Below are 23,016 nucleotides of genomic sequence, written 5' to 3'. Positions count from 1 at the left end.
ACACGACCCAACCTCGGGCACGCATTCGAGCAGCGCCCTGCCAGCATTAAATCGTTTCGATGGTCCAGGCACTCTTGCATTGGCCGTAGAATTCGGTACCATACGCCTCGCCTGCCCAGATGGCGGAATTGGTAGACGCGCTAGCTTCAGGTGCTAGTGTCCTTACGGACGTGGAGGTTCAAGTCCTCTTCTGGGCACCAACGATATCCCGCCGAACGTCGACGAGGTATCGGGGAGTTCGCTCCCACGCTCTTTGTCAGCTCGACAGTCTCGTGTTCGCCCAGGTGGCGGAATTGGTAGACGCGCTAGCTTCAGGTGCTAGTGTCCTTACGGACGTGGAGGTTCAAGTCCTCTCCTGGGCACCATCCCTCGAGGATGCCGCGAACACGACGACAGCATGATGCGCCCAGGTGGCGGAATTGGTAGACGCGCTAGCTTCAGGTGCTAGTATCCTTACGGATGTGGAGGTTCAAGTCCTCTCCTGGGCACCACACTTCAGTGTCCGCGTCATGCAGAGCGAGAATGGCCAGGCGCCAGATAGCGGAAACCGCGACAGGGATCGCGGTTTTTTTGTGCCTGCCCGACGCCTACTGGAACCTGCCCGGTAGCCGCGCCACTTCCTCGAGCGCCCAGCCCTCGGTCGCCACACTCCCCTCCAGGGCCTCGGCCACCTCCTCGGGCAACCGCGGAAAGAAGTCCAGGCCGGTGCGCGCCTCCACCTCGTCGATGCTCACCAGGTAATCGTCGAGCGGTTCGTCACCGCGCACCTCCTGGGGCATGATGAAGGCCAGCGCCATGGGCGTCTCGGCCGGCACCACGATGATCTTGTAGAAGGCCGCGGGGATCTCCACCAGCCCCACCCGGTTGGTGACGTTGTCGAGGAAGCGCTCGGGAAACACCGGCCCGGTGATCACCTGCACCACCCCGAAGCGCGGCACGAAGTGATCGATCACCACCTCCTCGAGACGCTGCCACAGGCGGCGGTTGAGATCCGGTCGCTGGGGGGAGATGTTGCTCATCTGGAAGGTCTGCTGCTGAGCCTCGGGCCCATGCACCACGGCAATGGCGTAGTTGGGGGCCAGATGGCCACGATCGTAGCCGCTGCCGAAATAGCTGTCGGCGGCGATCGGCCAGAGGGTGCGCCAGTCCTGGCGAAAGTCGGGCCGCTGCCCGGCCCGTGGCTCGTCCACCTCGTGCAGCAGGTAGCTGACCCACAGCGGGTTGACCCGCACGTCGGACCAGCCGACCAGGAAGCCGTCGTTGCGCAGCACGCGGTGGAAACTGGTCGGGGTGAGGGTCTGCCACTCGGGCACTCCCATCCACGCCAGCCTGTCGCGCTGGTCACGCTCCTGGGAATACCAGAGACCGCCGGCGACCACCACGAACAGCGCCGTGATGCCGAAGCGGCGTACCTGCCGGCGCCAGCGGGAACGAACGGGGACTCGGCGGCGTGTCATCCTTGAGCGTGTCGCATCCAGTCGATGGAAAGGGGGGGGGAACACCCGATGCCAGGCGAGGCGGAAGTGCCCCGCTACCAGCCGAGCGAGAACATCGTCTCCAGATCGTGGCGCGAATGCACCTGCATGGCATTGAGGGTCTCGGTGTCACGGATGCCCTCTACGGCATTGAGTCGCTCGGTGACCAGCTCGGCCAGCGTCTCGAAGTCACGGGTACGGGCGATGGCCACCAGGTCGTAGCGCCCGCAGGTGGAATAGACCTCGCTGATCCCCTCGACATCGGCCAACCGCTCGGCCACCGACTTGACCTGCCCCTTGTCGGTGTTGATCAGAATCACGGCATTCTGCATCGGGCACTCCCCTGCTCAAGAAAGGCTTCCCGGTCGACCGCGATGCCGCCGGACCTGGCGCGAGTATAGCAGGGCACCCCCCCGGGCGGCATCCGCCAACCCTCATGCCCCGGCTTCCAGTGTCAGGAGCCGACGCTTGAGGGCCGGTCCGCCACTGTAGCCACCCAGGCCATCGGCCGCCACCACTCGATGACAGGGGATCAGCAAGGGCAAGGGGTTGGCGCCATTGGCCGCGCCGATGGCGCGAGCCGCGCCCTCGCGATCGAGCCGGCGCGCCAGATCACCATAGGTACGGGTCTCGCCGTAGGGAATGCGCAGCAGCGCCGCCCAGACCTGGCGCTGGAACGCACTGCCACCCGGAGCCAGGGTCAGGCTGAAGTGGCGGCGCCGCCCATCCAGGTAGGCCAGCACCTGCTGCCGAGCATCGAGGAAGGCGTCATCGTCGCGCTGCGCCCCCACGGGATCGGGAACCTCCTCGGCGGCCAGCACCAATCGTCGCAGGCCCTGCTCGTCGCCACAGATCAGGATCTCACCGAGGGGGGAGGCGAAGCGGGTGAAGGTCATGGAGGGCTCCTCTGAGCGGTCTGCCGGTGGCGCGACCGATTGCCGCACTGGCGATGTCCGGGTTAGCGCCGGGTCGGGCACTTCACTACCATGGTGCAGTCGAACTCTGCAGCGCAGGTTCTGTCGGATCAAGGGTGGCTCACCACCCGTGAAGAGGTGGTCCACCACCCGATGAAGGACAGGGGCATCCTCGCATGCCCTGCCGTGACAAGACGCCACACCGTGATGACAAGGAGATACCATGGCCAATCAAAGCCGTCGTGATTTCATGCGCAACAGCCTGCTGGGGCTCACCGCCCTGCCTCTGGGCGCCGGGATCCTGTCCAAGTCCGCTTTCGCCCAGGACCTGCCCCGTCTCGACCCGTCTGCCGACCAGGCCCAGGCCCTGAACTATGTCGAGGACGCGGCTGACGCCAGCGATCACCCGGCCTACGAGGAAGGCGAGCGCTGCGACAACTGCATGTTCTTCCAGGCCGACACCGAAGGCTGCCAGCTCTTCCCGCAGAACAGCGTGGAACCGGCCGGCTGGTGCCAGTCCTGGACTGCCCAGGGCTGATCCGCCCCGCGAGGCCCTGCCCGGCCTCCAGGCTCGGGACCCGCGCACCGGCGCGGGTCCCGTCATTTCGGCCACCGCCTTTCGCCTACTCCTGCCGCGCCTCGTCGGGCAGGGGCCAGTGGTAGCGTCGCACCACCTCATCACCCTCCACCGACTCCAGCTTCACCGGGAAGCCCCACAACTGGTGGAGGTGCCGGATCACCGGATAGACGCTGCGCGCCAGCGGTCGTCGGCTATCCTGCACGTGGCGCAGGGTCAGTGAGCGATCACCGCGGATATCCGCGGAATAGACCTGGATGTTGGGCTCGCGCACCGAGAGCGCATACTGGGTGGCGAGGGACTCGCGGATGCGTCGATAACCGCGCTCGTCGTGGATCGCCGCCACCTCCAGCATCTCCTCCTGGTCATCGTCCACCACCATGAACAGCTTGAGGTCGCGGATCACCTTCGGCGACAGGAACTGCTGGATGAAGGACTCGTCCTTGAAGTTGCGCATGGCGAAGTCCAGGGTCTCCCGCCAGTCGCTGCCGGCCGTATCGGGGAACCACTCGCGATCCTCGGCGGTAGGCGCCTCGCAGATCCGCTTGAGATCGGTGAAGATGGCAAAGCCCAGCGCATAGGGGTTGATCCCCCCGTAGTAGGGGCTGTCGAAGGCAGGCTGGCTGACCACCGCGGTGTGGGACTGCAGGAACTCCAGGATCAGCCCCTCGTCCACCAGGCCCTCCTCATAGAGCCGATTCATCAGGGTGTAGTGCCAGAAGGTCGCCCAGCCCTCGTTCATCACCTGGGTCTGGCGCTGGGGATAGAAGTACTGCGCCAGCTTGCGAACGATGCGCACCACCTCGCGCTGCCAGGGTGCCAGCAGCGGGGCATTCTTCTCGATGAAGTAGAGCAGGTTTTCCTGGGGCTCGGCCGGGTAGCGCCCTCCCTCGTGCAGCCCCAGGGGATCCTCTTCGTCGGCGTCGCCGGTCAGGGTATCGAGGGGCTCGCGCCCGGGAATGGTCCGCCACAGGGTATTGACCTGCGCCTGCAGGTACTCCTCTCGCTCCTTCTGCCGCTGGGCCTCCTCGGCGGCGGAAATGGGCGAGGGCCGCTTGTAGCGATCGACCCCGTAGTTCTGCAGCGCGTGGCAGGCGTCGAGCAGCTGCTCCACCGCCGTGACGCCGTGGCGCTCCTCGCATTCGGCGATGTACTTCCTGGCAAACACCAGGTAGTCGATGATCGAGCTGGCATCGGTCCAGGTGCGGAACAGGTAGTTGCCCTTGAAGAAGGAGTTGTGCCCGTAGCAGGCATGGGCCATCACCAGCACCTGCATCATCAGGGTGTTCTCCTCCATCAGGTAGGCGATGCAGGGGTCGGAGTTGATGACCAGTTCGTAGGCCAGGCCCATCTGGCCCCGGCGGTAGGCCTGCTCCACGGCGAGGAACTGCTTGCCGAACGACCAGTGGTGGTAGCCCACCGGCATGCCCACGCTGGCGTAGGCGTCCATCATCTGCTCGGTGGTGATGATCTCGATCTGGTTCGGGTAGGTGTCCAGGCGATATTCGTCGGCGAGACGCGCGATCTCGCTCTCGAATTCGGTGAGAATGTCGAAGCTCCAGTCGGAGCCGGTGGCGATCGGCTTGCGTCGGATCATGATGCCTCCTGGAACGTCTCACTGAACGACACGGCGCCGAAACAGCTCACGGAACACGGGATAGATGTCGCCGGCCTCGACGATCTGGCGCATGGCGAAGCGCTCGGGGAATTCCGCGGCCACATACTCGTACTCCTCCCACAGCGCCTGGTGGGCGTGCGGCGTGATCTCGACATAGGTGAAGTACTGCAGCCGCGGCATCAGGGTCTTCATCAGCAGGTCGCTGCAGGTGACCGAGTCGTCGTCCCAGTTGTCGCCGTCCGAGGCCTGGGCGACGTAGAGGTTCCACTGCCCCGGCGGGTAGCGCCGGGTAATGATCTCGTCGACCAGGGTCAGGGCACTGGAGACGATGGTGCCGCCGGTCTCGCGGGAGTAGAAGAACTCCTCCTCGTCGACCTCCTTGGCCGCGGTATGGTGGCGAACGAAGACCAGCTCGACCTTCTCGTAGTTACGCTCGAGGAACAGGTAGAGCAGCAGGAAGAAGCGCTTGGCGATGTCCTTGTGGGCCTGGGTCATGGAGCCCGAGACGTCCATCACACAGAACATCACCGCCTTGCTCGAGGGCTGCGGCTGGTTGATCAGGTTGTTGTAGCGCAGGTCGTAGGTATCGATGAAGGGCACCGACTCCAGCCGCTTCTCGAGGCGCTCGATCTCGGTCTTGAGTTCATTGATCCGCGCCGGGTTGCGCAGTACCGGGTCCTTGGTCTCCTCCTCCTCCAGCGCCTCCCGGGCCTCACGCAGGGCACGCCGGATAGGCGCCCGCATGGCGATGCGCCGGGCATGCGCCTCGCGCATGGAGCGCACGATGTTGATGCGCGCCGGCACCCCCTCCTTCGACACCCCGGCCCGCACCGGGCGCACCTCGTCGAGGTCCACCAGCGACTTGCGTTCCAGGTGGGGAAGCTCCAGGCCGTCGAAGACGAAGTCGAGGAACTCCTCGCGGGAGAGCGTGAAGGCGAACTCGTCCATCCCCTCGCCCTGGTTCGAGGCACCCCCCTCGCCGGTACCGCCGCCGCCACCGCCACCGGGGCGCCGCAGACGATCGCCCTCGACGAACTCCTTGTTGCCGGGGGTGACGATGGTACGCTTGCCCCCGGGACCGTGCTGGAACACCGGCTCGGAGATGTCACGAGCGGGGATCGACACCTTCTCGCCACGCTCCATGTCGGTGATGGAGCGGCGGTTCACCGCCTCCTCCACCGAGCGCTTGATATGGGTGCGGTAGCGATCGAGGAAGCGCTGCCGGTTGACCGCGCTCTTGTGCTTGGCGTTGGCCCGTCGATCGATGAAATAGGTCATGATGACCTCCTCTTTGACGCGGGTCGCGGCCGCCGGGGGCGCCGGCCCCCGTGCGACCCATGGCTCGCCTGGCGGAGCGCCAGGCGCTCGCGCCTACTGCGACTTGCGCACCCGCAGGTACCACTCGGAGAGCAGGCGCACCTGCTTCTCGGTGTACCCGCGGTCGACCATGCGTGCCACGAAGTCCTCGTGCTTCTTCTGGTCTGCCGTCGACGCCTTGGCGTTGAAGGAGATCACCGGCAGCAGCTCCTCGGTGTTGGCGAACATCTTCTGCTCGATCACCCCCTTGAGCTTCTCGTAGGACTGCCAGCTCGGGTTCATGCCGTTGTTCTGTGCCCGGGCCCGCAGCACGAAGTTGACCACCTCGTGGCGGAAGTCCTTGGGATTGGAGATGCCGGCCGGCTTCTCGATCTTCTCCAGCTCCTCGTTGAGGGACTGGCGATTGAGGAATTCGCCGGTCTCGGGGTCGCGGTACTCCTGGTCCTGGATCCAGAAGTCGGCATAGGTCACGTAGCGGTCGAAGATGTTCTGGCCGTATTCGGAATAGGACTCCAGGTAGGCGGTCTGGATCTCCTTGCCGATGAAGTCCACGTAGCGCGGCGCCAGGAACTCCTTGATGAATCGCAGGTAACGCTCGAAGGTCTCCTTGGGCAGCTGCTCCTGCTCCAGGCGCTGCTCGAGCACGTAGAGCAGGTGCACCGGGTTGGCGGCGATCTCGTGATTGTCGAAGTTGAACACCTTGGAGAGGATCTTGAAGGCGAAACGCGTCGACAGCCCGTCCATGCCCTCGTCGACCCCGGCGGCGTCACGATACTCCTGGATCGACTTCGCCTTGGGATCGGTGTCCTTGAGGTTCTCGCCGTCGTAGACCCGCATCTTGGAGTAGATGCTGGAGTTCTCCGGCTCCTTGAGCCGCGAGAGCACCGAGAACTGCGCCAGCATGCGCAGGGTGTCCGGCGCACAGGGGGCCTCGGCCAGCGAGGAGTGCTCGAGGAGCTTCTTGTAGATGTTGATCTCCTCGGTGACCCGCAGGCAGTAGGGCACCTTGACGATGTAGACGCGGTCGAGGAAGGCCTCGTTGTTGCGGTTGTTGCGGAAGGCCTGCCACTCGCTCTCGTTGGAGTGGGCGAGCACGATGCCCTCGAAGGGGATCGCCCCCATGCCCTCGGTGGGGTTGTAGTTGCCCTCCTGGGTGGCGGTGAGCAACGGATGCAGCACCTTGATCGGCGCCTTGAACATCTCGATGAACTCCATCAGCCCCTGGTTGGCCTTGCACAGGCCACCGGAGAAGCTGTAGGCGTCCGGATCATCCTGGGAGTAGAGCTCGAGCTGGCGGATGTCCACCTTGCCCACCAGCGAGGAGATGTCCTGGTTGTTCTCGTCGCCCGGCTCGGTCTTGGAGATGGCGATCTGGTTGAGTCGCGAGGGGTAGAGGCGCACCACCCGGAACTGCGAGATGTCGCCGCCATACTCCTTGAGGCGCTTGGCCGCCCAGGGCGACATCACGCTCTTGAGATAGCGCCGCGGGATGCCGTACTCCTTCTCGAGCAGTTCGCCGTCCTCCTCGGGGGAGAAGAGCCCCAGCGGCGACTCGTAGACCGGCGAGCCCTTGATGGCATAGAAAGGCACCTTCTCCATCAACAGCTTGAGCCGCTCGGCGAGTGACGACTTGCCACCCCCCACCGGCCCGAGCAGGTAGAGGATCTGCTTGCGTTCCTCGAGCCCCTGGGCGGCATGGCGGAAGTAGGCAACGATCTGCTCGATCGCCTCCTCCATGCCGTAGAACTCGGAGAACGCCGGATAGCGGCGGATCACCTTGTTGGAGAAGATTCTCGATAGCCGCGAATCCTTGGCGGTGTCGATCACCTCGGGCTCGCCGATGGCCTCCAGCATGCGTTCCGCCGCGGTGGCATAGGCCACGGGCTCCTGGCGACAGAGCTCCAAATACTCCTGCAGGCTCATCTCTTCCTGCTGGACACGCTCGAAGCGATTCTGCACATGATCGAAGATACTCATCGATGCCTCCTGTATGCCCGGATCCCCGCCGACAGAGGTGAAGAGGCGGCGCGGGGTGGGTACTCCTCAGCGTAGACAGCATCAGCGGATAACGGTTTGCCGATCGAGTCAACGCTCGGAATCCCTCCCCCCTAAGAACCCGAGAAAGGAGGCCGGTTCGCGCAAGAATTGTGCAGTTTCAACGTTACGTGCACGCTGCCCGCCGACATGGCCGGGCCCGGCTCACAGTCGGGCAGCCAGCCGCGTGCCCTGGTCGATGGCGCGCTTGGCATCCAGCTCGGCGGCCTCGTCCGCCCCACCGATGACATGCACCTCGATGCCCGCCGCCTGGAGCGGTTCCAGCAGTTCGCGGACCGGTTCCTGCCCGGCACAGACCACGATGGAGTCCACCTCGAGCAGGCGAGGCTCGCCCTCGACGCGGATATGCAGTCCCGCGTCGTCGATGCCGACATACTCGCAGCCGGCCAGGGCCTCGACGCCCCGGTGCCGCAGCGACGCCCGGTGCACCCAGCCGGTGGACTTGCCGAGCCCCTTGCCGGGCTTGGAGGTCTTGCGCTGCAGCAGATGCACCCGACGCGGCGTCTCGGGACGCTGCGGCGGCTTGAGCCCGCCACGGCTGGCCACCGTCAGGTCCACGCCCCATTCGTCGCACCAGGTCTCGAGGTCCTGTGCCGGGTGGCCGACATGGGTCAGCAGCTCGGCCACGTCGAAGCCGATCCCGCCGGCCCCGATGATCGCCACCCGCGGTCCGACACGCTCGGGGTGCATGATGGCGGCCGGGTAGCTCATCGTCTTCGGATGCTCGATACCCGGCAGCTCGAGGCGACGCGGGCGCACCCCGGTCGCCAGTACCACCACGTCGAAGTCACGCAGGGCATGGAGATCCGCCTCGGCACCGAGGCGGACCCGCACCCCGTGCCTGTCAAGCATCACCCGGTAGTAGCGCAGGGTCTCGTCGAACTCCTCCTTGCCGGGGATACGCCGTGCATAGTTGAACTGCCCACCCAGCTCGGTGTCCCGCTCGAACAGCGTCACCCGGTGACCCCGGCTCGCCGCGGTGACCGCCGCCGCCAGTCCCGCCGGGCCTCCCCCCACCACGGCGATATCCCGGGGTGCCTCGACGGGCAGAACGGTCAGTTCGGTCTCGTGGCAGGCACGCGGGTTGACCAGGCAGGACGTGATCCGCCCCTGGAAGGTGTGATCCAGGCAGGCCTGGTTACAGGCGATGCAGGTGTTGATCTCGTCGCTGCGCCCCTCCGCCGCCTTGGTCACCCAGGCCGGGTCGGCGAGGAAGGGGCGGGCCATGGAGACCATGTCGGCGTGCCCCTCGGCGAGCAGCCGCTCCGCCACATCGGGCATGTTGATGCGGTTGGTGGTGATCAGCGGGACGGAGAGCTCGGCCCGCATCCGACGGGTCACCTCGCTGAAGGCGGCCCGGGGCACGCTGGTGACGATGGTCGGCACCCGCGCCTCGTGCCAGCCGATCCCGGTGTTGATCAGGTCGGCACCGGCTGCCTCGATGGCACGGCCCAGGGCGACAATCTCCTCCCGGGTATTGCCCTCCTCGACCAGGTCGATCATCGACAGGCGGAAGATGATCAGGAAGTCGTCGCCCACTGCCGCGCGAATACGGCGCACGATCTCCACCGGGAAACGGATGCGGTTCTCGAAGCTCCCGCCCCAGTCGTCATCGCGCCGGTTGGTGCGCGGGCAGACGAACTGGTTGATCAGGTAGCCCTCCGAGCCCATGACCTCGATGCCATCGTAACCCGCCTCCCGGGCCAGGACGGCGCAGCGCACGTAGTCATCGATCTGGGTCTCGACCTCCCCGGCGCCCAGCTCCCTGGGCGCGAAGGGGTTGATCGGCGCCTGGATCGGCGAGGGGGCCACCGGCTCCGGCGTGTAGGCATAGCGGCCGGCATGCAGGATCTGCAGGCAGATCCGTCCGCCCTCGCGGTGCACCGCCTCGACCACCCCGAGGTGCTCCGCCACCTGCTCGGGGCGCTGGAGGGTCGCCGCGCCCTGGAAGACGGCGCCCTCGGGGTTGGGGGCGATGCCGCCGGTGACGATCAGGCCGACGCCTTCACGGGCACGCTCGGCGTAGAAGGCCGCCAGGCGCGCGAAGCCGCCGGGGGCCTCCTCGAGGTTGGTGTGCATGGAGCCCATCAGCACCCGATTGGGTAGCGTCAGGTGGCCGACCTCGAGCGGCCGGAACAGGTGTGGATAGGATGTCACGGTATCGGGCCTCGCTTGCGGCAAGATTCAAACAACTGTATGACTGTCGCCAACAGAGTGCAACGCCAGCGCTCGACAGGCAATCCCGACCATCGCCGGAGACCCCATGATCTCGACTCCCGAGCGCCTCGCCCCCGACCATCGGGAAGTGCCCCTCTCCCGCGGCGCCGTTCACCTCAGCCGCTTCCGCGCCGCAGGCCCTGAGCGTGGCGTCGTGCTCTGCTGGCATGGTGCCATCGAGTCCGGACGGATCTTCCACAGCCGCTCCGGCAGGGGCTTCGCTCCCTGGCTGGCCCGTCAGGGCTTCGACGTCTTCGTCGCCGATCAGCGCGGGCGGGGCAAGGCGCCGCCGCGCCCTGCCCGCGGTATCGACATCGACCAGACGGACGTCATCGTCGAGGAACTGCCCGCCGCCGTCGAGGCCTGCCTGTCGCTGGCAGGGGCGCCACGCCTGCACCTGGTCGCCCACTCCTGGGGCGGCGTGCTGGCAGCATCGAGTCTGGCACGCCATCCCGAACTGCGCCCGAGAATCTCCCGCCAGGCCTACTTCGGCACCAAGCGCAGCGTGCACAGCTGGACACCTCAGCGACTGCTCTACGTGGATCTGATCTGGAAGGGACTGGCGCCGCTGGCTCGCGCCTTGTGGGGCTACCTGCCGGCGCGGGCGCTGCGCTGGGGAAGTGACGACGAGTATGCCGGCAGCCATCGCCAGGGCGTCGACTGGGTGAGGCCAGGCGCCTGGGTCGATAGCCGCGATGGCTTCGACTACACCGCGGCCCTCGCCGAAGGGGGCCTGCCGCCCACCCTGCACCTTGCCGGGCGACTCGACCAGGCGCTGGGGCATCCCGCTGACGTGGCCCGCTTCGCCGGCGAGTGCGGCCCCCACGAGCAGCGCCTGGCGCTGCTGGGCCGTGACCAGGGCTTCATCCGCGACTATGGCCACCTGGACATGCTGACCCACCCGCAGGCGGCCCGCGAGGTCTTCCCGCTGGTCGTCGACTGGCTCGACCGGGCACGGCCAGGGGACTCGGAGGCCTGGCGCACACGAAAGAGCCCCGAGTCTCTCGACTCGGGGCTCGGAATTCGTGATGGCGGACCGGACGGGACTCGAACCCGCGACCTCCGGCGTGACAGGCCGGCATTCTAACCGACTGAACTACCGGTCCGCATGGTGGGTGATACCGGACTCGAACCAGTGACCCCCAGCATGTGAGGCTGGTGCTCTAACCAACTGAGCTAATCACCCACGAACATCAAACTGCGTGCTGCAACTGCCAGGCCATCGTGGCGGACCGGACGGGACTCGAACCCGCGACCTCCGGCGTGACAGGCCGGCATTCTAACCGACTGAACTACCGGTCCACAAGATGACTGCAGGGCGAAAGACGATGGCGGACCGGACGGGACTCGAACCCGCGACCTCCGGCGTGACAGGCCGGCATTCTAACCAACTGAACTACCGGTCCGCTGCTCTCTTCCTGCGACATGATCGGGCATCGCCGAAGCGATGGTGGGTGGTACAGGGTTCGAACCTGTGACCCCCAGCTTGTAAGGCTGGTGCTCTCCCGGCTGAGCTAACCACCCCCGGTCACGTGGCGCTGCATTCTACAGGGGCGCCGCCCAATGTCAATGCTTTTTGCATCGCCACGACTGCCGGCCACTCATCGCAGAACCACCGCCATATCATCGACTTGCCGGCGGATCATGCGTGCTCGGCCATGAAGGCGGCAATCTTCCCGGCCGCCTCGGCGATCAGTTGCCCCTGGTCACGCCCCGAGACGCGCCTGGGCTTCCAGTCATGGTCGCCATCCTCGAGCCAGTGCACCCTGGCCACGTCGGGCAGCGCATGACCGGCCAGCTCCTCCCGGGTCCCGAAGGGGTCGCGGCTGCCCTGCACCACCAGGGTCGGACAGGTCAGCAATGGCCAGTGGGACAGGCGCAGCTGCTCCGGCCTGGCCGGCGGATGGAAGGGATAACTGCACAGCACGAGTCCCGCGGCCTGATCACGGGCGGCAAGCAGGCTGGCGACCCGGGCGCCCATGGACTTGCCGCCGAGCCACGGGGCGGCCAGCGAGGGATGCGACACGGTGTCGCACCAGGCGGCCAGTTCCTCGACCAGATGATCGACCCGGGGCGGGGGTCGGCGACGCGCCTCGCGTCGCATCTGCTGCATGTAGGCGAACTCGATGGCGAGGGTCTGGACCCCCGCCTCGGCCAGGCTGTCGCGCAGCCTCTCCATGAACACGGCATCCTGCCCGGCCCCCGCGCCATGCGCGATCAGCAGCCGTCCGACGCCTGCCTCGCCGCGCACCTCGAGGGGCCCCAGTCCCTCCACCAGCCAGCCGCCGCGATCGCCTGCGACCAGGTGCTCGCGCAGCCGTTCGGGAGACACCAGATCGCTGACATTAAAGAAATATTTAGACACTCAGAGCCCTCTCGAGTTCATGAATTAACACTTAGGCGTGTTCAGGTTGTGGCCGGGCTGCGCTAGAATTCCCGCTGGAAATTGACCTGCATCATCCTGCGGGAGGCCGACCCGAGGCAGAATGCCGCGGGGCAACCCAATACCGCATTCGATGGGAACCTGACATGAGCACAGCACTGGAACACCCGACCTACAACTACAAGGTAGTTCGGCAGTTCGCGATCATGACGGTGGTGTGGGGCATCGTGGGCATGACCCTCGGTGTCATCCTCGCCGCACAGCTGGTATGGCCGCAACTCAACCTGGGTCTGCCCTGGACGAGCTTCGGCCGTCTTCGCCCCCTCCACACCAACGCCGTGATCTTCGCCTTCGGCGGGTCGGCGCTGTTCGCCACCTCCTACTACGTGGTTCAGCGCACCTGCCAGACGCGGCTGTTCTCCGACAAGCTGGCAGCCTTCACCTTCTGGGGCTGGCAGGCGGTGATCCTGTCGGCGGTGATCTCCCTGCCGCTGGGCTACACCACCACCAAGGAGTACGCCGAGCTGGAGTGGCCGATCAACATCCTGATCGCCGTGGTCTGGGTGAGCTATGCCATCGTCTTCCTGATGACGATCAAGCAGCGCAAGACGTCGCACATCTACGTGGCCAACTGGTTCTTCGCTGCCTTCATCCTGACCGTCGCGGTGCTGCACATCGTCAACAATGCCGCCATCCCGGTCACCGCCATGTACTCCACCTCCATCTACTCCGGCGCCATCGACGCCATGGTGCAGTGGTGGTATGGCCACAACGCGGTGGGCTTCTTCCTGACCGCCGGCTTCCTGGGGATGATGTACTACTTCGTGCCCAAGCAGGCCGAGCGCCCGGTCTACTCCTACCGGCTCTCCATCGTCCACTTCTGGGCGTTGATCATGATCTACATGTGGGCCGGCCCGCACCACCTGCACTACACCGCCCTGCCCAACTGGGCCCAGTCGCTGGGCATGATCATGTCGATCATCCTGCTGGCCCCCTCCTGGGGCGGCATGATCAACGGCATGATGACCCTCTCGGGCGCCTGGCACAAACTGCGCACCGACCCAACCCTGCGCTTTTTGGTCGTGGCGCTCTCCTTCTACGGCATGTCCACCTTCGAGGGCCCGATGATGGCGGTGAAGACCGTCAACGCCCTCTCCCACTACACCGACTGGACCATCGGCCACGTGCACGCCGGCGCCCTGGGCTGGGTGGCGATGATCACGATCGGCTCCATGTACCACCTGATCCCGCGCCTGTTCGGCCGTACCGAGATGTACTCCGTCGGCATGATCGCCGTGCATTTCTGGCTGGCCACCATCGGCACCGTGCTCTACATCGCCTCCATGTGGGTCAACGGCATCCTGCAGGGCCTGATGTGGCGTGCCATCAACCCCGACGGCACCCTGATGTACACCTTCATCGAGTCCGTCGAGGCCAGCGGCCCCGGCTACATCGTGCGCCTGATCGGCGGCCTGTGCTGGGTGCTTGGCATGCTGATCATGGCCTACAACGTCACCATGACCGTCAAGCGCAGCGAGACCGCTCGCCAGCCGCTTCCGCAGACTGCCTGAGCCAACGGGGAAACCGACACCAATGAGACACGAGATCGTCGAAAAGAACGTCGGCCTGCTCGCCGTGCTGATCCTGGTGGTGATCAGTTTCGGCGGCCTGGCCGAGGTCGTGCCGCTGTTCTTCCAGAAACAGACGACCGAGCCGGTGGAGGGGCTTCGCCCGCTCTCCGCCCTGGAGCTTGAGGGACGTGACATCTATCGCCGCGAAGGCTGCGTCGGTTGCCACTCGCAGATGATCCGTCCGTTCCGCGCCGAGACCGAGCGCTACGGCCACTACAGCGTGGCGGGGGAGTCGGTCTATGACCACAACTTCCTGTGGGGCTCCAAGCGCACCGGCCCGGACCTGGCACGCGTCGGCGGCCGCTACAGCGATGACTGGCACCGTGCCCACATGTACAACCCCCGTGACGTGGTGCCGGAGTCGATCATGCCGGCCTACCCCTGGCTGTTCGAGCGCACCCTCGACGGACGCGACACGCCGAAGAAGATGGAGACCCTGCGCAGCCTCGGCGTTCCCTATACCGACGAGCAGATCGAGAACGCCACCAGCGAGGTGCGCGGCCAGCAGGAGATCACCGCCCTGGTCGCCTACCTGCAGCAGCTGGGCACCGTGCTCGAGGGCACGCGTTGACATGGATACCGGGACCTTTCGCGGCATCATCACCGGGCTGCTGATCCTGGCCTTCATCGGCATCACCGTGTGGGCCTACTCTCGGCGCCGCAAGCCGGATTTCGACGAGGCGGCCAACCTGCCCTTCGCCGACGATGATGAGCAACCGAACCGTGACAAGAGCGCCTCCCGCGACGAGGCCGATTCCCGAAAAGACAGGGGAGACAGGAACACATGAACAATCTTTGGGATGACTCCCTTTCCGGCTTCTGGAGCGCCTGGATCATCGTCATCACGCTGGGCTCCATCGGCATCGCCTTCTGGCTGCTCTATGCCAACCGGAGAACCGACAAGACCCCCGACGCCGAGGGCAATGTCGAGACGACCGGTCACGCCGCCGACGGCATCGAGGAGTACGACAACCCGCTGCCGCGCTGGTGGTTCCAGCTCTACGTGGGCACGGTGATCTTCTCGCTGGGTTACCTGCTGCTCTACCCCGGGCTGGGCAACTTCGCCGGCCTGCTGGGCTGGACCCAGGAGGGCCAGTGGGAGGAGGAAGTGGCGCGCGCCGAGGAGCGCTTCACGCCGATCTTCGCCCAGTACCAGGAAGTGCCGATCCCGGAGCTGGCCCGGGATGACGAGGCGATGCAGGTGGCCGAGCGCATCTACCTCAACAACTGCGCGGTGTGCCACGGCTCCAATGCCCAGGGCGGCTACGGCTTCCCCAACCTGACCAACGACGACTGGCTGTACGGCGGGGAACCGGAGCAGATCCTGACCACCCTGCACCGCGGCCGCAACGGCCTGATGCCCTCCTGGCAGCAGTTGGGCGAGGAGAACATCGAGAACCTCACCCAGCACGTGCTGGCGCTCTCCGACCTGGAGCATGACGCCGAGCGTGCCGAACGCGGCGCGGCGACCTTCGCCTCGGTGTGCGCGGCCTGCCACATGCCCGACGGCACCGGCAACCAGGCCCTGGGCGCACCCAACCTGACCAACGACATCTGGCTCTACCAGGCCCCGGGCCAGAGCGTCGCGGATTCGGTGCGCCAGACCCTGCGCAACGGCCGCAACGGCCACATGCCGGCCCAGGCCGCCTACATCGGCGAGGAGCGCGTCCACCTGGTCGCCGCCTACGTCTACAGCCTGCGCTTCAGGGACTGAGGCGACCTGCGCTGAGCGGACAGGGTGCGGCCTCGGGTCGCACCCTGTCTCGTTGGGCAGAGGGGTCGATACAATGAACCGCGGCCGTCCTTCCCCTCCCGCCGTACCTTTCGCGAGCCTGCCATGAGCGACAAGATTCCCACGACAGATGTCACCCCGAACCCGGTCGGCCACCATGCCCCCGGGGACACCGTCCAGCAGGAGATGTACGCCAGCCGGCGCCACATCTACGTGCGCGAGATCAAGGGACTGTTCCAGCGCCTCCGCCGCGGTGCCAACTGGCTCCTGATGCTGGCGTTCTTCGTGACGCCCTGGGTGCAGTGGGGAGGGCGCCCGGCCATCTGGTTCGACCTGCCGGGCCGTGAATTCCATATCTTCGCCGCCACCTTCTACCCCCAGGAGTTCATGCTGCTCTCCTGGCTGCTGATCATCTGCGCCTTCGGCCTGTTCTTCATCACGGTATTCGCCGGTCGCGTCTGGTGCGGCTACACCTGCCCCCAGAGCGTCTGGACCTTCCTCTTCATCTGGCTGGAGCACCGCCTCGAGGGCAGCCGTAACCGCCGCATCAAGCTCGACAAGGCACCGATGACCTTCGACAAGGCCTGGCGCAAGTCGGCCAAGCACGCCATCTGGCTGCTGATCGCGCTGGCCACCGGCGTGACCTTCGTCGGCTACTTCACCCCGATCCGCCAGCTGGTCATCGACCTGCCCACCCTCGAGGCCCATGGCTGGTCCTATTTCTGGGTCGGCTTCTTCCTCGTCTTCACCTACCTCAACGCCGGCTGGCTGCGCGAGCAGGTGTGCATCTACATGTGCCCCTATGCGCGCTTCCAGTCGGTGATGTTCGATGCCGACACCCTGATCGTCTCCTATGACAGCGCACGCGGCGAGCCCCGCGGTGCCCGCAAGAAGAGCCTCTCGCACCAGGAGGCACGCGAGGCGGGCCACGGCGACTGCATCGACTGCGACCTCTGCGTGCAGGTCTGCCCCACCGGCATCGACATCCGCGACGGGCTGCAGTACGAGTGCATCACCTGTGCCGCCTGCATCGACGCCTGCGACAGCGTGATGGACAAGATGGGCTACCCCAGGGGGCTGATCCGCTACACCACCGAGAACGCCCTGGAAGGCAAGCCCACCCACATCCTGCGCCCGCGCCTGATGGGCTACCTGGCGGCCCTGGTGGTGATGATCGGCGTGTTCGCCTGGGCCGTCGCCGACCGCACGCCGCTGGGCTTCGAGGTGGAGCGGGAGCGCAACCAGCTCTACCAGATGACCCGCGAGGGGCGCGTCAGCAATGTCTATACGCTGACCGTGCGAAACCTCGACCGCGAGGACCATGTCTATCGTCTCGAGGCCTCCGGCCTCCCCGGCCTGGTACTCGACACCGACCGCATCGAGGTGCCCGCCGGCGAGACCCGCCGGGCCGTGGTGGAGATCACCGCCGCCCCGGAGGTGATAGAGTTGCCCAGCCACCCCATCCAGCTGAACCTCGCGTCCGAGACCCGACCCAACCTCGCCCTGGAGCGGGAGACCCGCTTCCTCGGACAGATCCGGAGATGACATGCCCCACCCCGCGCCCCCCTGGTACAAGCAGTTCTGGCCCTGGTTCCTGATCGGCCTGCTGATGCTGTCGATCAGCGTCAGCTCGACCTTTGCCTTCCTGGCGATACGCAGCGCCGACGGCATGGTGCAGGAGGACTACTACGAGCACGGCCGCGCCATCAACATGGTGCTGGCCAAGCAGCAGCGGGCCGCCGACCTGGGCCTGTCCGCCCGCCTGCGCCTCGACCCGCTGACCAGCGATGTGGTGCTGGACCTGGAGGGCAGTGAGCGCCACCCCGAGAGGCTCGACTTCGAGCTGATCTTCCCCACCCAGGACGACCGCGATATCGAGCTGACGCTGGAGCACGTGCGGGGCGGGCGCTACCTGGGCCAGGCGCCGGACAACCTGCACTACCGCTGGTACCTGCAGCTGCAGCCCACGGGGGACTCCCCCGAGTGGCGCCTGGTCGGCGAGGCAACCTTCCCCGACGAGGGCGAGATCGTGCTGACCCCGGGCCGCGCCGCGGCGTCCCGCGATTCGTGATCCCGCAACCGCCCCCTGGCCGGCCGAACCGATGAATGCGGACACCCAGGAAGCGGTGGAGACCGGCTGCTACCACTGCGGCAGCCGGGTGCCGGACGGCGCGCCCTGGTCGATCACCCTGGACGACGCCCGCCACCCGCTCTGCTGCCCCGGCTGCGAGGCGGTGGCCCATGCCATCGTCGAGGGCGGGCTGGCCAGCTACTACCGCTTCCGTACCGAACTGCCCGAGCGCCCGGACGACCGCCAGTCGGCCCGCGCCGAGACCTGGGCGGTGTTCGACGACCCCGGCCTGCAGCGCCAGTTCGTCCACCCCGAGGCCGACAGCGACCGGGTGCATGCCACCCTGGCGGTGGACGGCATCACCTGCGCGGCCTGCGCCTGGCTGATCGAGCACCGCCTCAACGCCCTGCCGGGCGTCGACTCCAGCGCCGTCAACCTCACCCACCATCGGGTGCGGGTCAGCTGGGCTCCCGAGACGGTCAAGCTATCGCGGATACTGGCCGAGATGGCCGCCATCGGCTACCAGGCCCAGCCCTGGGAGCCCGACGAGGCCCAGGCGCGCCTGCACCACGAGGAGCGCATGAACGTGCGCCGGCTGATCATCGCCGCCGTGGGCATGGCCCAGGTGATGATGTTCTCCATCCCCATCTACGTGGCCGGCCCCGGCGAGCTCAGCGAGGACTTCCACGCCCTCTTCCACTGGCTCTCCTTCGCCCTGACCACCCCGGTGGTGTTCTTCTCGGCCATGCCCTTCTTCCGCAACGCCGTGCGCGACCTGCGCACCCGGATGCTGGGCATGGACGTGCCGGTCTCCATCGCCATCGGCGGGGCCTACCTGGCCAGCAGCTATGCGGTGCTCACCGACACCGGCGAGGTCTACTTCGATTCGGTGGCGATGTTCACCTTCTTCCTGCTCTTCGGCCGCTACGTGGAGGCCCGCGCCCGGCGACGCAGCGGCCACAGCGGCAACGCCCTCTCCGGCGCCCTGCCGCTCTCGGCGATCCGCCTCACCGACGACGGCGAGGAGCGCATCCTGCCGGCCGACCAGCTCGCCGCCGGCGACCGGGTGCTGGTCAAGCCCGGCCATGGCGTGCCCGCCGACGGGGTGATCGAGGAGGGCGAGTCGAGCCTCGACGAGTCCATGCTCACCGGCGAGTACCTGCCGGTGACGCGCCGGGTCGGCGACGGCGTCACCGGCGGCAGCCAGAACGTGGAGAGCCCGCTGGTGGTGCGCGTGACCCATGCCGGCCGGGATGCCCGGGTGGCCGGCATCGTCGACCTCACCGACCGCGCCTTCGCCAGCCGCCCGCGCCTGGCCCAGATGGCCGCCCGCATGTCCCACCTCTTCGTGCTGCGCCTGCTGTTCGTCACCCTCGGCGTGGCCACGGTGTGGTGGTTCATCGACCCGTCGCGGGTGCTCTGGGTCACCCTCTCGGTGCTGGTGGTGACCTGCCCCTGCGCCCTGGCCCTGGCCACGCCGACGGCGCTGACCGCCGGTCACGGCCAGCTGCGTCGCCGCGGCGTGCTGGTGACCCGCGCCAACGCCATCGAGGCACTCTCCCAGCTCGACCGGGTGATCCTCGACAAGACCGGCACCCTGACCACGGGCCGGATGGCGCTGGTGGAGACCCGGCCGCTCGGCGAGCTTGCCCCCGATCGGGCCCGGGTGCTCGCCGCCGCCCTGGAGGCGCACTCCGAGCACCCCATCGCCCGCGCCTTCCACCCCTTCCGCCTGGCCACGGTGCGCGCCGAGGAGGTCGCCAGCCGTACCGGCCAGGGCCTGGAGGGCACCCTCGAGGGCCGTCGCTGGCGACTCGGCAAGCCCGCCTTCGCCGCGCCGGACCACGTCCTGGAGCCTCCCGGCGACGGCCAGTGGCAGCTGCTCGCCGAGGAGGGGGAACCCCGCGCCTGGTTCGCCCTGCGCGACCACGTCCGCGAGGACGCCGCCGAGACGATTCGCGCCCTCGAAGCCCTGGGCCTGCAGGTGGAACTGCTCTCAGGCGACACCCCCGAGGCGGCGGGCGAACTGGCCGGGCGTCTCGGCATCGCCACCTGGCGCGGTGCGGCCAGCCCGGAGCAGAAGCTCGAGCGCATCCGCGAGTGTCAGGCCGTCGGCGAGGAGGTCGCCATGGTGGGTGACGGCATCAACGACATCCCGGTGCTGGCCGGCGCCGACGTGGCCATCGCCATGAACGGCGCCACCGACCTGGCCCGCACCAGCGCCGATGCCATCTTGCTCAGCCCGCGGCTGATCCGTATCGTCGAGGCCATCGAGATCTCGCGGGCCACCCGCCGGGTGATGCGCCAGAACATGGCCTGGTCGGTCTGCTACAACTTCTCGGCCATGCCGCTGGCCGCCATCGGCATCGTCCCGCCGTGGCTCGCCGCCATCGGCATGTCGGCGAGCTCCCTGGTGGTGGTCGGCAACGCCCTGCGCCTCAATCGCTTCCGCGGCAGGTCCCGGGCACCGAATCCCGCCACCCAACCGGCCCCACGACGGATGAACGCATGACCATCCTCTACCTGCTGATTCCGCTGTCGCTGATCCTGCTCGGCCTGGCCGTCTGGGCCTTCTTCTGGGCGGTGAAGAACGACCAGTTCGAGGACCTGGAGGGCCCCGCCCACCGCATCCTCTTCGACGAGGACGAGAACGACCTGCCTGCCGAGGAGCGCCGGCGCCGCCGCCAGGCCCGTGAAGAGGCCGGCAGGGACGAGCCGGGACCGGACGACACCGCCTGATGGACCCCACCGGACTCGGCCTGCCGCCGCTGCTCGCGGCCTTCGTCTTCGGCCTGCTCGGCGGCGCCCACTGCATCGGCATGTGCGGCGGCATCATGAGCGCCCTGACCTTCGCCGTGCCCCCCAGCATGCGCTCCCCGGCGCGGCTCTCCGGGCTGCTGCTGGGCTACAACCTGGGCCGCATCGCCAGCTACATGGTCGCCGGCGCCCTGGTGGCGAGCCTCGGTACCCTGCTCACCCTCACCCCGGCCACCCGTGTGGCACTGCAGCTGTTCGCCGCGGTCATGCTCATCCTGATGGCGCTCTATATCGCCGACTGGTGGAAGGGGCTGCTGCGGGTGGAGGCGGTCGGCCGGCGCCTGTGGCGGCACCTGGAGCCGGTGGGCCGGCGGCTGATGCCGGTGGTCAGGATCCCCCAGGCCGTGGCGCTGGGCGCCGTGTGGGGCTGGCTACCGTGCGGGCTGGTCTATTCGATGCTGGCCTGGAGCCTGGCCATGGCCGACCCGCTGCGGGGCGCCGCGCTGATGGGCGCCTTCGGCCTGGGCACCCTGCCGGCCCTGCTGGCCACCGGGCTGGCGGCCCGCCAGCTCGGCGGCCTGATCCGCCACCCAGCCACCCGCACCCTGGCCGCGCTCTCGATCATCGCCTTCGCCCTCTGGCAACTCTGGACCCTGCTGCCCGGCACCGGCCATGCCTGAGTGCCGCGAGGAACTCGACCTCGCTTGACCCAGCTCAACACGGGCATGGCGAGCCCCCGCTAACATGAAGCCACATCCACGATCCGGAGTGCCGTCATGTCCGCTCATGCGACGCGCGAGAACCGAGGGGGGTTCGCCTGGGACACGGCACTGCTGCGCCGCCATGACACCACCGGGCCGCGTTACACCTCCTATCCCGCGACTCCCAGCTTCCATGAAGCCTTCACCGCCGAGGACTTCACCACGGCCCTCGAGCGCAGCAACGACAATGGCCGGGCGCTGTCGCTCTACGTGCATGTCCCCTTCTGCCGCCAGACCTGCTTCTACTGCGCCTGCAACAGGATCATCACCAGGGATACGCGACTGGTCGAGCCCTACCTTTCGCGCCTCGACCGGGAAATGGTCCTCACCTCGCGCCATCTCGATACCTCGCGGGAGGTCCAGCAGCTGCACTGGGGGGGCGGCACCCCCACCTTCCTCACCCTCGACCAGATGAGCGACCTGTTCGATCGCCTCGATGCCCGTTTCGGGCTCTCGGGCTCGAGAGAGCGCGACTATGCCATCGAGATCGATCCCCGGGAGGCCGATGTCCTGACCCTTCGCCACCTGCAGGCACTGGGCTTCAACCGCATCAGCCTCGGGGTCCAGGACCTGGACCTCAGGGTTCAGCGCGCCGTCAACCGGATCCAGCCCCGGGTGCTGACCGAATCGCTGGTCGACGAGGCCGACCGCCTGGGCTTCCGCTCGCTCAATCTCGACCTGATCTATGGCCTCCCGCTGCAGACCCGCGACAGCTTCGCCGAGACCCTCGAGCAGGTGATCGCCATGGCCCCGGCCCGCCTCTCGGTGTTCAACTACGCCCACATGCCCGAGCGCTTCAAGCCCCAGCGCCGCATCCCGGCCGAGCAGCTTCCCGGGCCCGAGGAGAAGCTGGCGATGCTGTATACCACCATCGAGATGCTGACCTCGGCCGGCTATGTGCACATCGGCATGGATCACTTCGCCCGCCCCGATGACACCCTGGCCGTGGCCCAGCGCCAGGGCACCCTGCAGCGCAACTTCCAGGGCTACTCCAGCCACGCCCAGTGCGACCTGGTCGGGCTCGGCGTCTCGGCGATCAGCCGGGTCGATGATGTCTACGCCCAGAATCACCGGGCCCTCGCCCGCTACGAGGAGACCCTGGATACCGGCCACCTGGCCACCGCCCGCGGGTGGCGCCTGACATTCGATGACCGCCTGCGGCGTCACGCCATCGAGCGCCTGATGTGCGACATGACCCTCGATCTCGAGGCACTGGGCAGGACCTACGGGGTCGACGCGGAGGCCTGGCTGGCAGACGCACTGGTCCGGCTGGAAGCGGCCGAGAGGGACGGCCTGGTGGTTCGCACCGGTCCTCGGCTGCTCGTCACGCCGATCGGCCGGCTGCTGATCCGTCACATCGCCATGGCCTTCGATGCCCATCTGCCCGAGCAGCAGGCAACGGGATACTCCCGTATCCTGTGAGGAACGCCTCCCGCGAGGTGCGGACCTACCTCCAAAGGGATGCTTTGCCGCCAGGCGTTAATCCTCCATAATGGTGGCAGACTCAC

Annotated in this window: 19 protein-coding genes, 8 tRNA genes and 1 pseudogene; 15 read left to right on the top strand and 13 right to left on the bottom strand. The window is 67.2% G+C overall.

Going from position 1 to position 23,016, the window contains the following annotated elements:
* Positions 1 to 113: 113 nt before the first annotated feature.
* The 3 genes from ACOMD9_RS12700 (at position 114) to ACOMD9_RS12690 (ending at position 491) form a co-directional block, all read left to right on the top strand.
* A tRNA-Leu gene (locus tag ACOMD9_RS12700) sits at positions 114 to 200 on the top strand.
* 78 nt (positions 201 to 278) lie between these two features.
* Positions 279 to 365: transfer RNA gene (locus tag ACOMD9_RS12695), tRNA-Leu, on the top strand.
* Between the two features lie 39 nt (positions 366 to 404).
* Positions 405 to 491 (top strand) — tRNA-Leu (locus ACOMD9_RS12690).
* A 96-nt stretch (positions 492 to 587) separates the two neighbouring features.
* Here the strand turns inward: ACOMD9_RS12690 and ACOMD9_RS12685 are convergent.
* The 3 genes from ACOMD9_RS12685 to ACOMD9_RS12675 form a co-directional block, all read right to left on the bottom strand.
* On the bottom strand, positions 588 to 1,457 hold the full coding sequence (locus ACOMD9_RS12685) for a DNA/RNA non-specific endonuclease (RefSeq protein WP_421415421.1): 870 nt from the start codon (positions 1,455 to 1,457) through the stop codon (positions 588 to 590).
* 74 nt (positions 1,458 to 1,531) lie between these two features.
* Positions 1,532 to 1,807, bottom strand: a complete 276-nt coding sequence (locus tag ACOMD9_RS12680) for an Lrp/AsnC family transcriptional regulator (protein WP_421415419.1) — start codon at positions 1,805 to 1,807, stop codon at positions 1,532 to 1,534.
* Between the two features lie 102 nt (positions 1,808 to 1,909).
* Complete coding sequence (locus tag ACOMD9_RS12675; protein WP_421415417.1) at positions 1,910 to 2,371, bottom strand: methylated-DNA--[protein]-cysteine S-methyltransferase; 462 nt, start codon at positions 2,369 to 2,371, stop codon at positions 1,910 to 1,912.
* A gap of 241 nt (positions 2,372 to 2,612) precedes the next feature.
* Here ACOMD9_RS12675 and ACOMD9_RS12670 point away from each other — a divergent pair, with 241 nt between their 5' ends.
* Positions 2,613 to 2,927: a high-potential iron-sulfur protein gene (locus tag ACOMD9_RS12670; RefSeq protein ID WP_421415415.1), complete on the top strand. Its 315-nt coding sequence runs from the start codon at positions 2,613 to 2,615 to the stop codon at positions 2,925 to 2,927.
* Between the two features lie 85 nt (positions 2,928 to 3,012).
* Here ACOMD9_RS12670 and ACOMD9_RS12665 read toward each other — a convergent pair whose 3' ends face one another.
* The 4 genes from ACOMD9_RS12665 to ACOMD9_RS12650 all read right to left on the bottom strand — a co-directional run bounded on the left by ACOMD9_RS12665 (position 3,013) and on the right by ACOMD9_RS12650 (position 10,113).
* Positions 3,013 to 4,563, bottom strand: a complete 1,551-nt coding sequence (locus ACOMD9_RS12665) for a SpoVR family protein (RefSeq protein ID WP_421415413.1) — start codon at positions 4,561 to 4,563, stop codon at positions 3,013 to 3,015.
* An 18-nt stretch (positions 4,564 to 4,581) separates the two neighbouring features.
* Positions 4,582 to 5,862 (bottom strand): YeaH/YhbH family protein, encoded by a 1,281-nt coding sequence (locus ACOMD9_RS12660; RefSeq protein ID WP_421415410.1) that lies wholly within the window; start codon positions 5,860 to 5,862, stop codon positions 4,582 to 4,584.
* Between the two features lie 93 nt (positions 5,863 to 5,955).
* Positions 5,956 to 7,878 (bottom strand): PrkA family serine protein kinase, encoded by a 1,923-nt coding sequence (locus ACOMD9_RS12655; protein WP_421415408.1) that lies wholly within the window; start codon positions 7,876 to 7,878, stop codon positions 5,956 to 5,958.
* Positions 7,879 to 8,100: 222 nt separating this feature from the next.
* Complete coding sequence (locus ACOMD9_RS12650; protein WP_421415405.1) at positions 8,101 to 10,113, bottom strand: FAD-dependent oxidoreductase; 2,013 nt, start codon at positions 10,111 to 10,113, stop codon at positions 8,101 to 8,103.
* Positions 10,114 to 10,219: 106 nt separating this feature from the next.
* Between ACOMD9_RS12650 and ACOMD9_RS12645 the strand changes: the two are divergent.
* A pseudogene (locus ACOMD9_RS12645) lies at positions 10,220 to 10,666 on the top strand (alpha/beta fold hydrolase); the annotation flags it as partial.
* A gap of 536 nt (positions 10,667 to 11,202) precedes the next feature.
* Here the strand turns inward: ACOMD9_RS12645 and ACOMD9_RS12640 are convergent.
* The 6 genes from ACOMD9_RS12640 to ACOMD9_RS12615 all read right to left on the bottom strand — a co-directional run bounded on the left by ACOMD9_RS12640 (position 11,203) and on the right by ACOMD9_RS12615 (position 12,538).
* Positions 11,203 to 11,279, bottom strand: a tRNA-Asp gene (locus tag ACOMD9_RS12640).
* A gap of 3 nt (positions 11,280 to 11,282) precedes the next feature.
* Positions 11,283 to 11,359 (bottom strand) — tRNA-Val (locus ACOMD9_RS12635).
* Between the two features lie 39 nt (positions 11,360 to 11,398).
* Positions 11,399 to 11,475, bottom strand: a tRNA-Asp gene (locus ACOMD9_RS12630).
* 27 nt (positions 11,476 to 11,502) lie between these two features.
* A tRNA-Asp gene (locus tag ACOMD9_RS12625) sits at positions 11,503 to 11,579 on the bottom strand.
* Between the two features lie 42 nt (positions 11,580 to 11,621).
* Positions 11,622 to 11,697, bottom strand: a tRNA-Val gene (locus ACOMD9_RS12620).
* A 118-nt stretch (positions 11,698 to 11,815) separates the two neighbouring features.
* Complete coding sequence (locus ACOMD9_RS12615; protein ID WP_421415402.1) at positions 11,816 to 12,538, bottom strand: alpha/beta family hydrolase; 723 nt, start codon at positions 12,536 to 12,538, stop codon at positions 11,816 to 11,818.
* Positions 12,539 to 12,702: 164 nt separating this feature from the next.
* On the opposite strand from ACOMD9_RS12615, the gene ccoN reads away from it, so the two are divergent.
* The 10 genes from ccoN (at position 12,703) to hemN (ending at position 22,930) form a co-directional block, all read left to right on the top strand.
* On the top strand, positions 12,703 to 14,127 hold the full coding sequence (gene ccoN, locus ACOMD9_RS12610) for a cytochrome-c oxidase, cbb3-type subunit I (protein WP_421415400.1): 1,425 nt from the start codon (positions 12,703 to 12,705) through the stop codon (positions 14,125 to 14,127).
* Positions 14,128 to 14,149: 22 nt separating this feature from the next.
* A complete protein-coding gene (gene ccoO, locus ACOMD9_RS12605; RefSeq protein WP_421415398.1) occupies positions 14,150 to 14,758 on the top strand; it encodes a cytochrome-c oxidase, cbb3-type subunit II in 609 nt (202 codons plus the stop codon).
* A gap of 1 nt (position 14,759) precedes the next feature.
* Positions 14,760 to 14,975: a cbb3-type cytochrome oxidase subunit 3 gene (locus ACOMD9_RS12600; RefSeq protein ID WP_421415396.1), complete on the top strand. Its 216-nt coding sequence runs from the start codon at positions 14,760 to 14,762 to the stop codon at positions 14,973 to 14,975.
* Entirely contained in the window at positions 14,972 to 15,901 is a 930-nt protein-coding gene (gene ccoP / locus ACOMD9_RS12595) for a cytochrome-c oxidase, cbb3-type subunit III (protein ID WP_421415393.1), read from the top strand. Before ACOMD9_RS12600 ends, ccoP begins: the two co-directional genes overlap by 4 nt.
* Before the next feature lie 123 nt (positions 15,902 to 16,024).
* Positions 16,025 to 17,464, top strand: a complete 1,440-nt coding sequence (ccoG, locus tag ACOMD9_RS12590; RefSeq protein WP_421415390.1) for a cytochrome c oxidase accessory protein CcoG — start codon at positions 16,025 to 16,027, stop codon at positions 17,462 to 17,464.
* Position 17,465: 1 nt separating this feature from the next.
* Entirely contained in the window at positions 17,466 to 17,990 is a 525-nt protein-coding gene (locus tag ACOMD9_RS12585) for a FixH family protein (RefSeq protein WP_421415387.1), read from the top strand.
* 31 nt (positions 17,991 to 18,021) lie between these two features.
* Positions 18,022 to 20,502: a heavy metal translocating P-type ATPase gene (locus ACOMD9_RS12580; RefSeq protein WP_421415386.1), complete on the top strand. Its 2,481-nt coding sequence runs from the start codon at positions 18,022 to 18,024 to the stop codon at positions 20,500 to 20,502.
* Positions 20,499 to 20,729, top strand: coding sequence for a cbb3-type cytochrome oxidase assembly protein CcoS (gene ccoS / locus ACOMD9_RS12575; protein WP_421415384.1), 231 nt, complete (start codon positions 20,499 to 20,501; stop codon positions 20,727 to 20,729). The genes ACOMD9_RS12580 and ccoS overlap by 4 nt, the downstream gene beginning before the upstream one ends.
* Positions 20,729 to 21,427, top strand: coding sequence for a sulfite exporter TauE/SafE family protein (locus ACOMD9_RS12570; RefSeq protein ID WP_421415382.1), 699 nt, complete (start codon positions 20,729 to 20,731; stop codon positions 21,425 to 21,427). The genes ccoS and ACOMD9_RS12570 overlap by 1 nt, the downstream gene beginning before the upstream one ends.
* A gap of 96 nt (positions 21,428 to 21,523) precedes the next feature.
* Positions 21,524 to 22,930 (top strand): oxygen-independent coproporphyrinogen III oxidase, encoded by a 1,407-nt coding sequence (gene hemN, locus ACOMD9_RS12565; protein ID WP_421415380.1) that lies wholly within the window; start codon positions 21,524 to 21,526, stop codon positions 22,928 to 22,930.
* Positions 22,931 to 23,016 lie beyond the last annotated feature (86 nt).

This window comes from Halomonas terrestris (genome assembly GCF_049166755.1).
Lineage (GTDB): Bacteria > Pseudomonadota > Gammaproteobacteria > Pseudomonadales > Halomonadaceae > Halomonas.
Note: the sequence above shows the minus strand (reverse complement) of the source record. Positions and strands in the feature narration are given on the sequence as shown.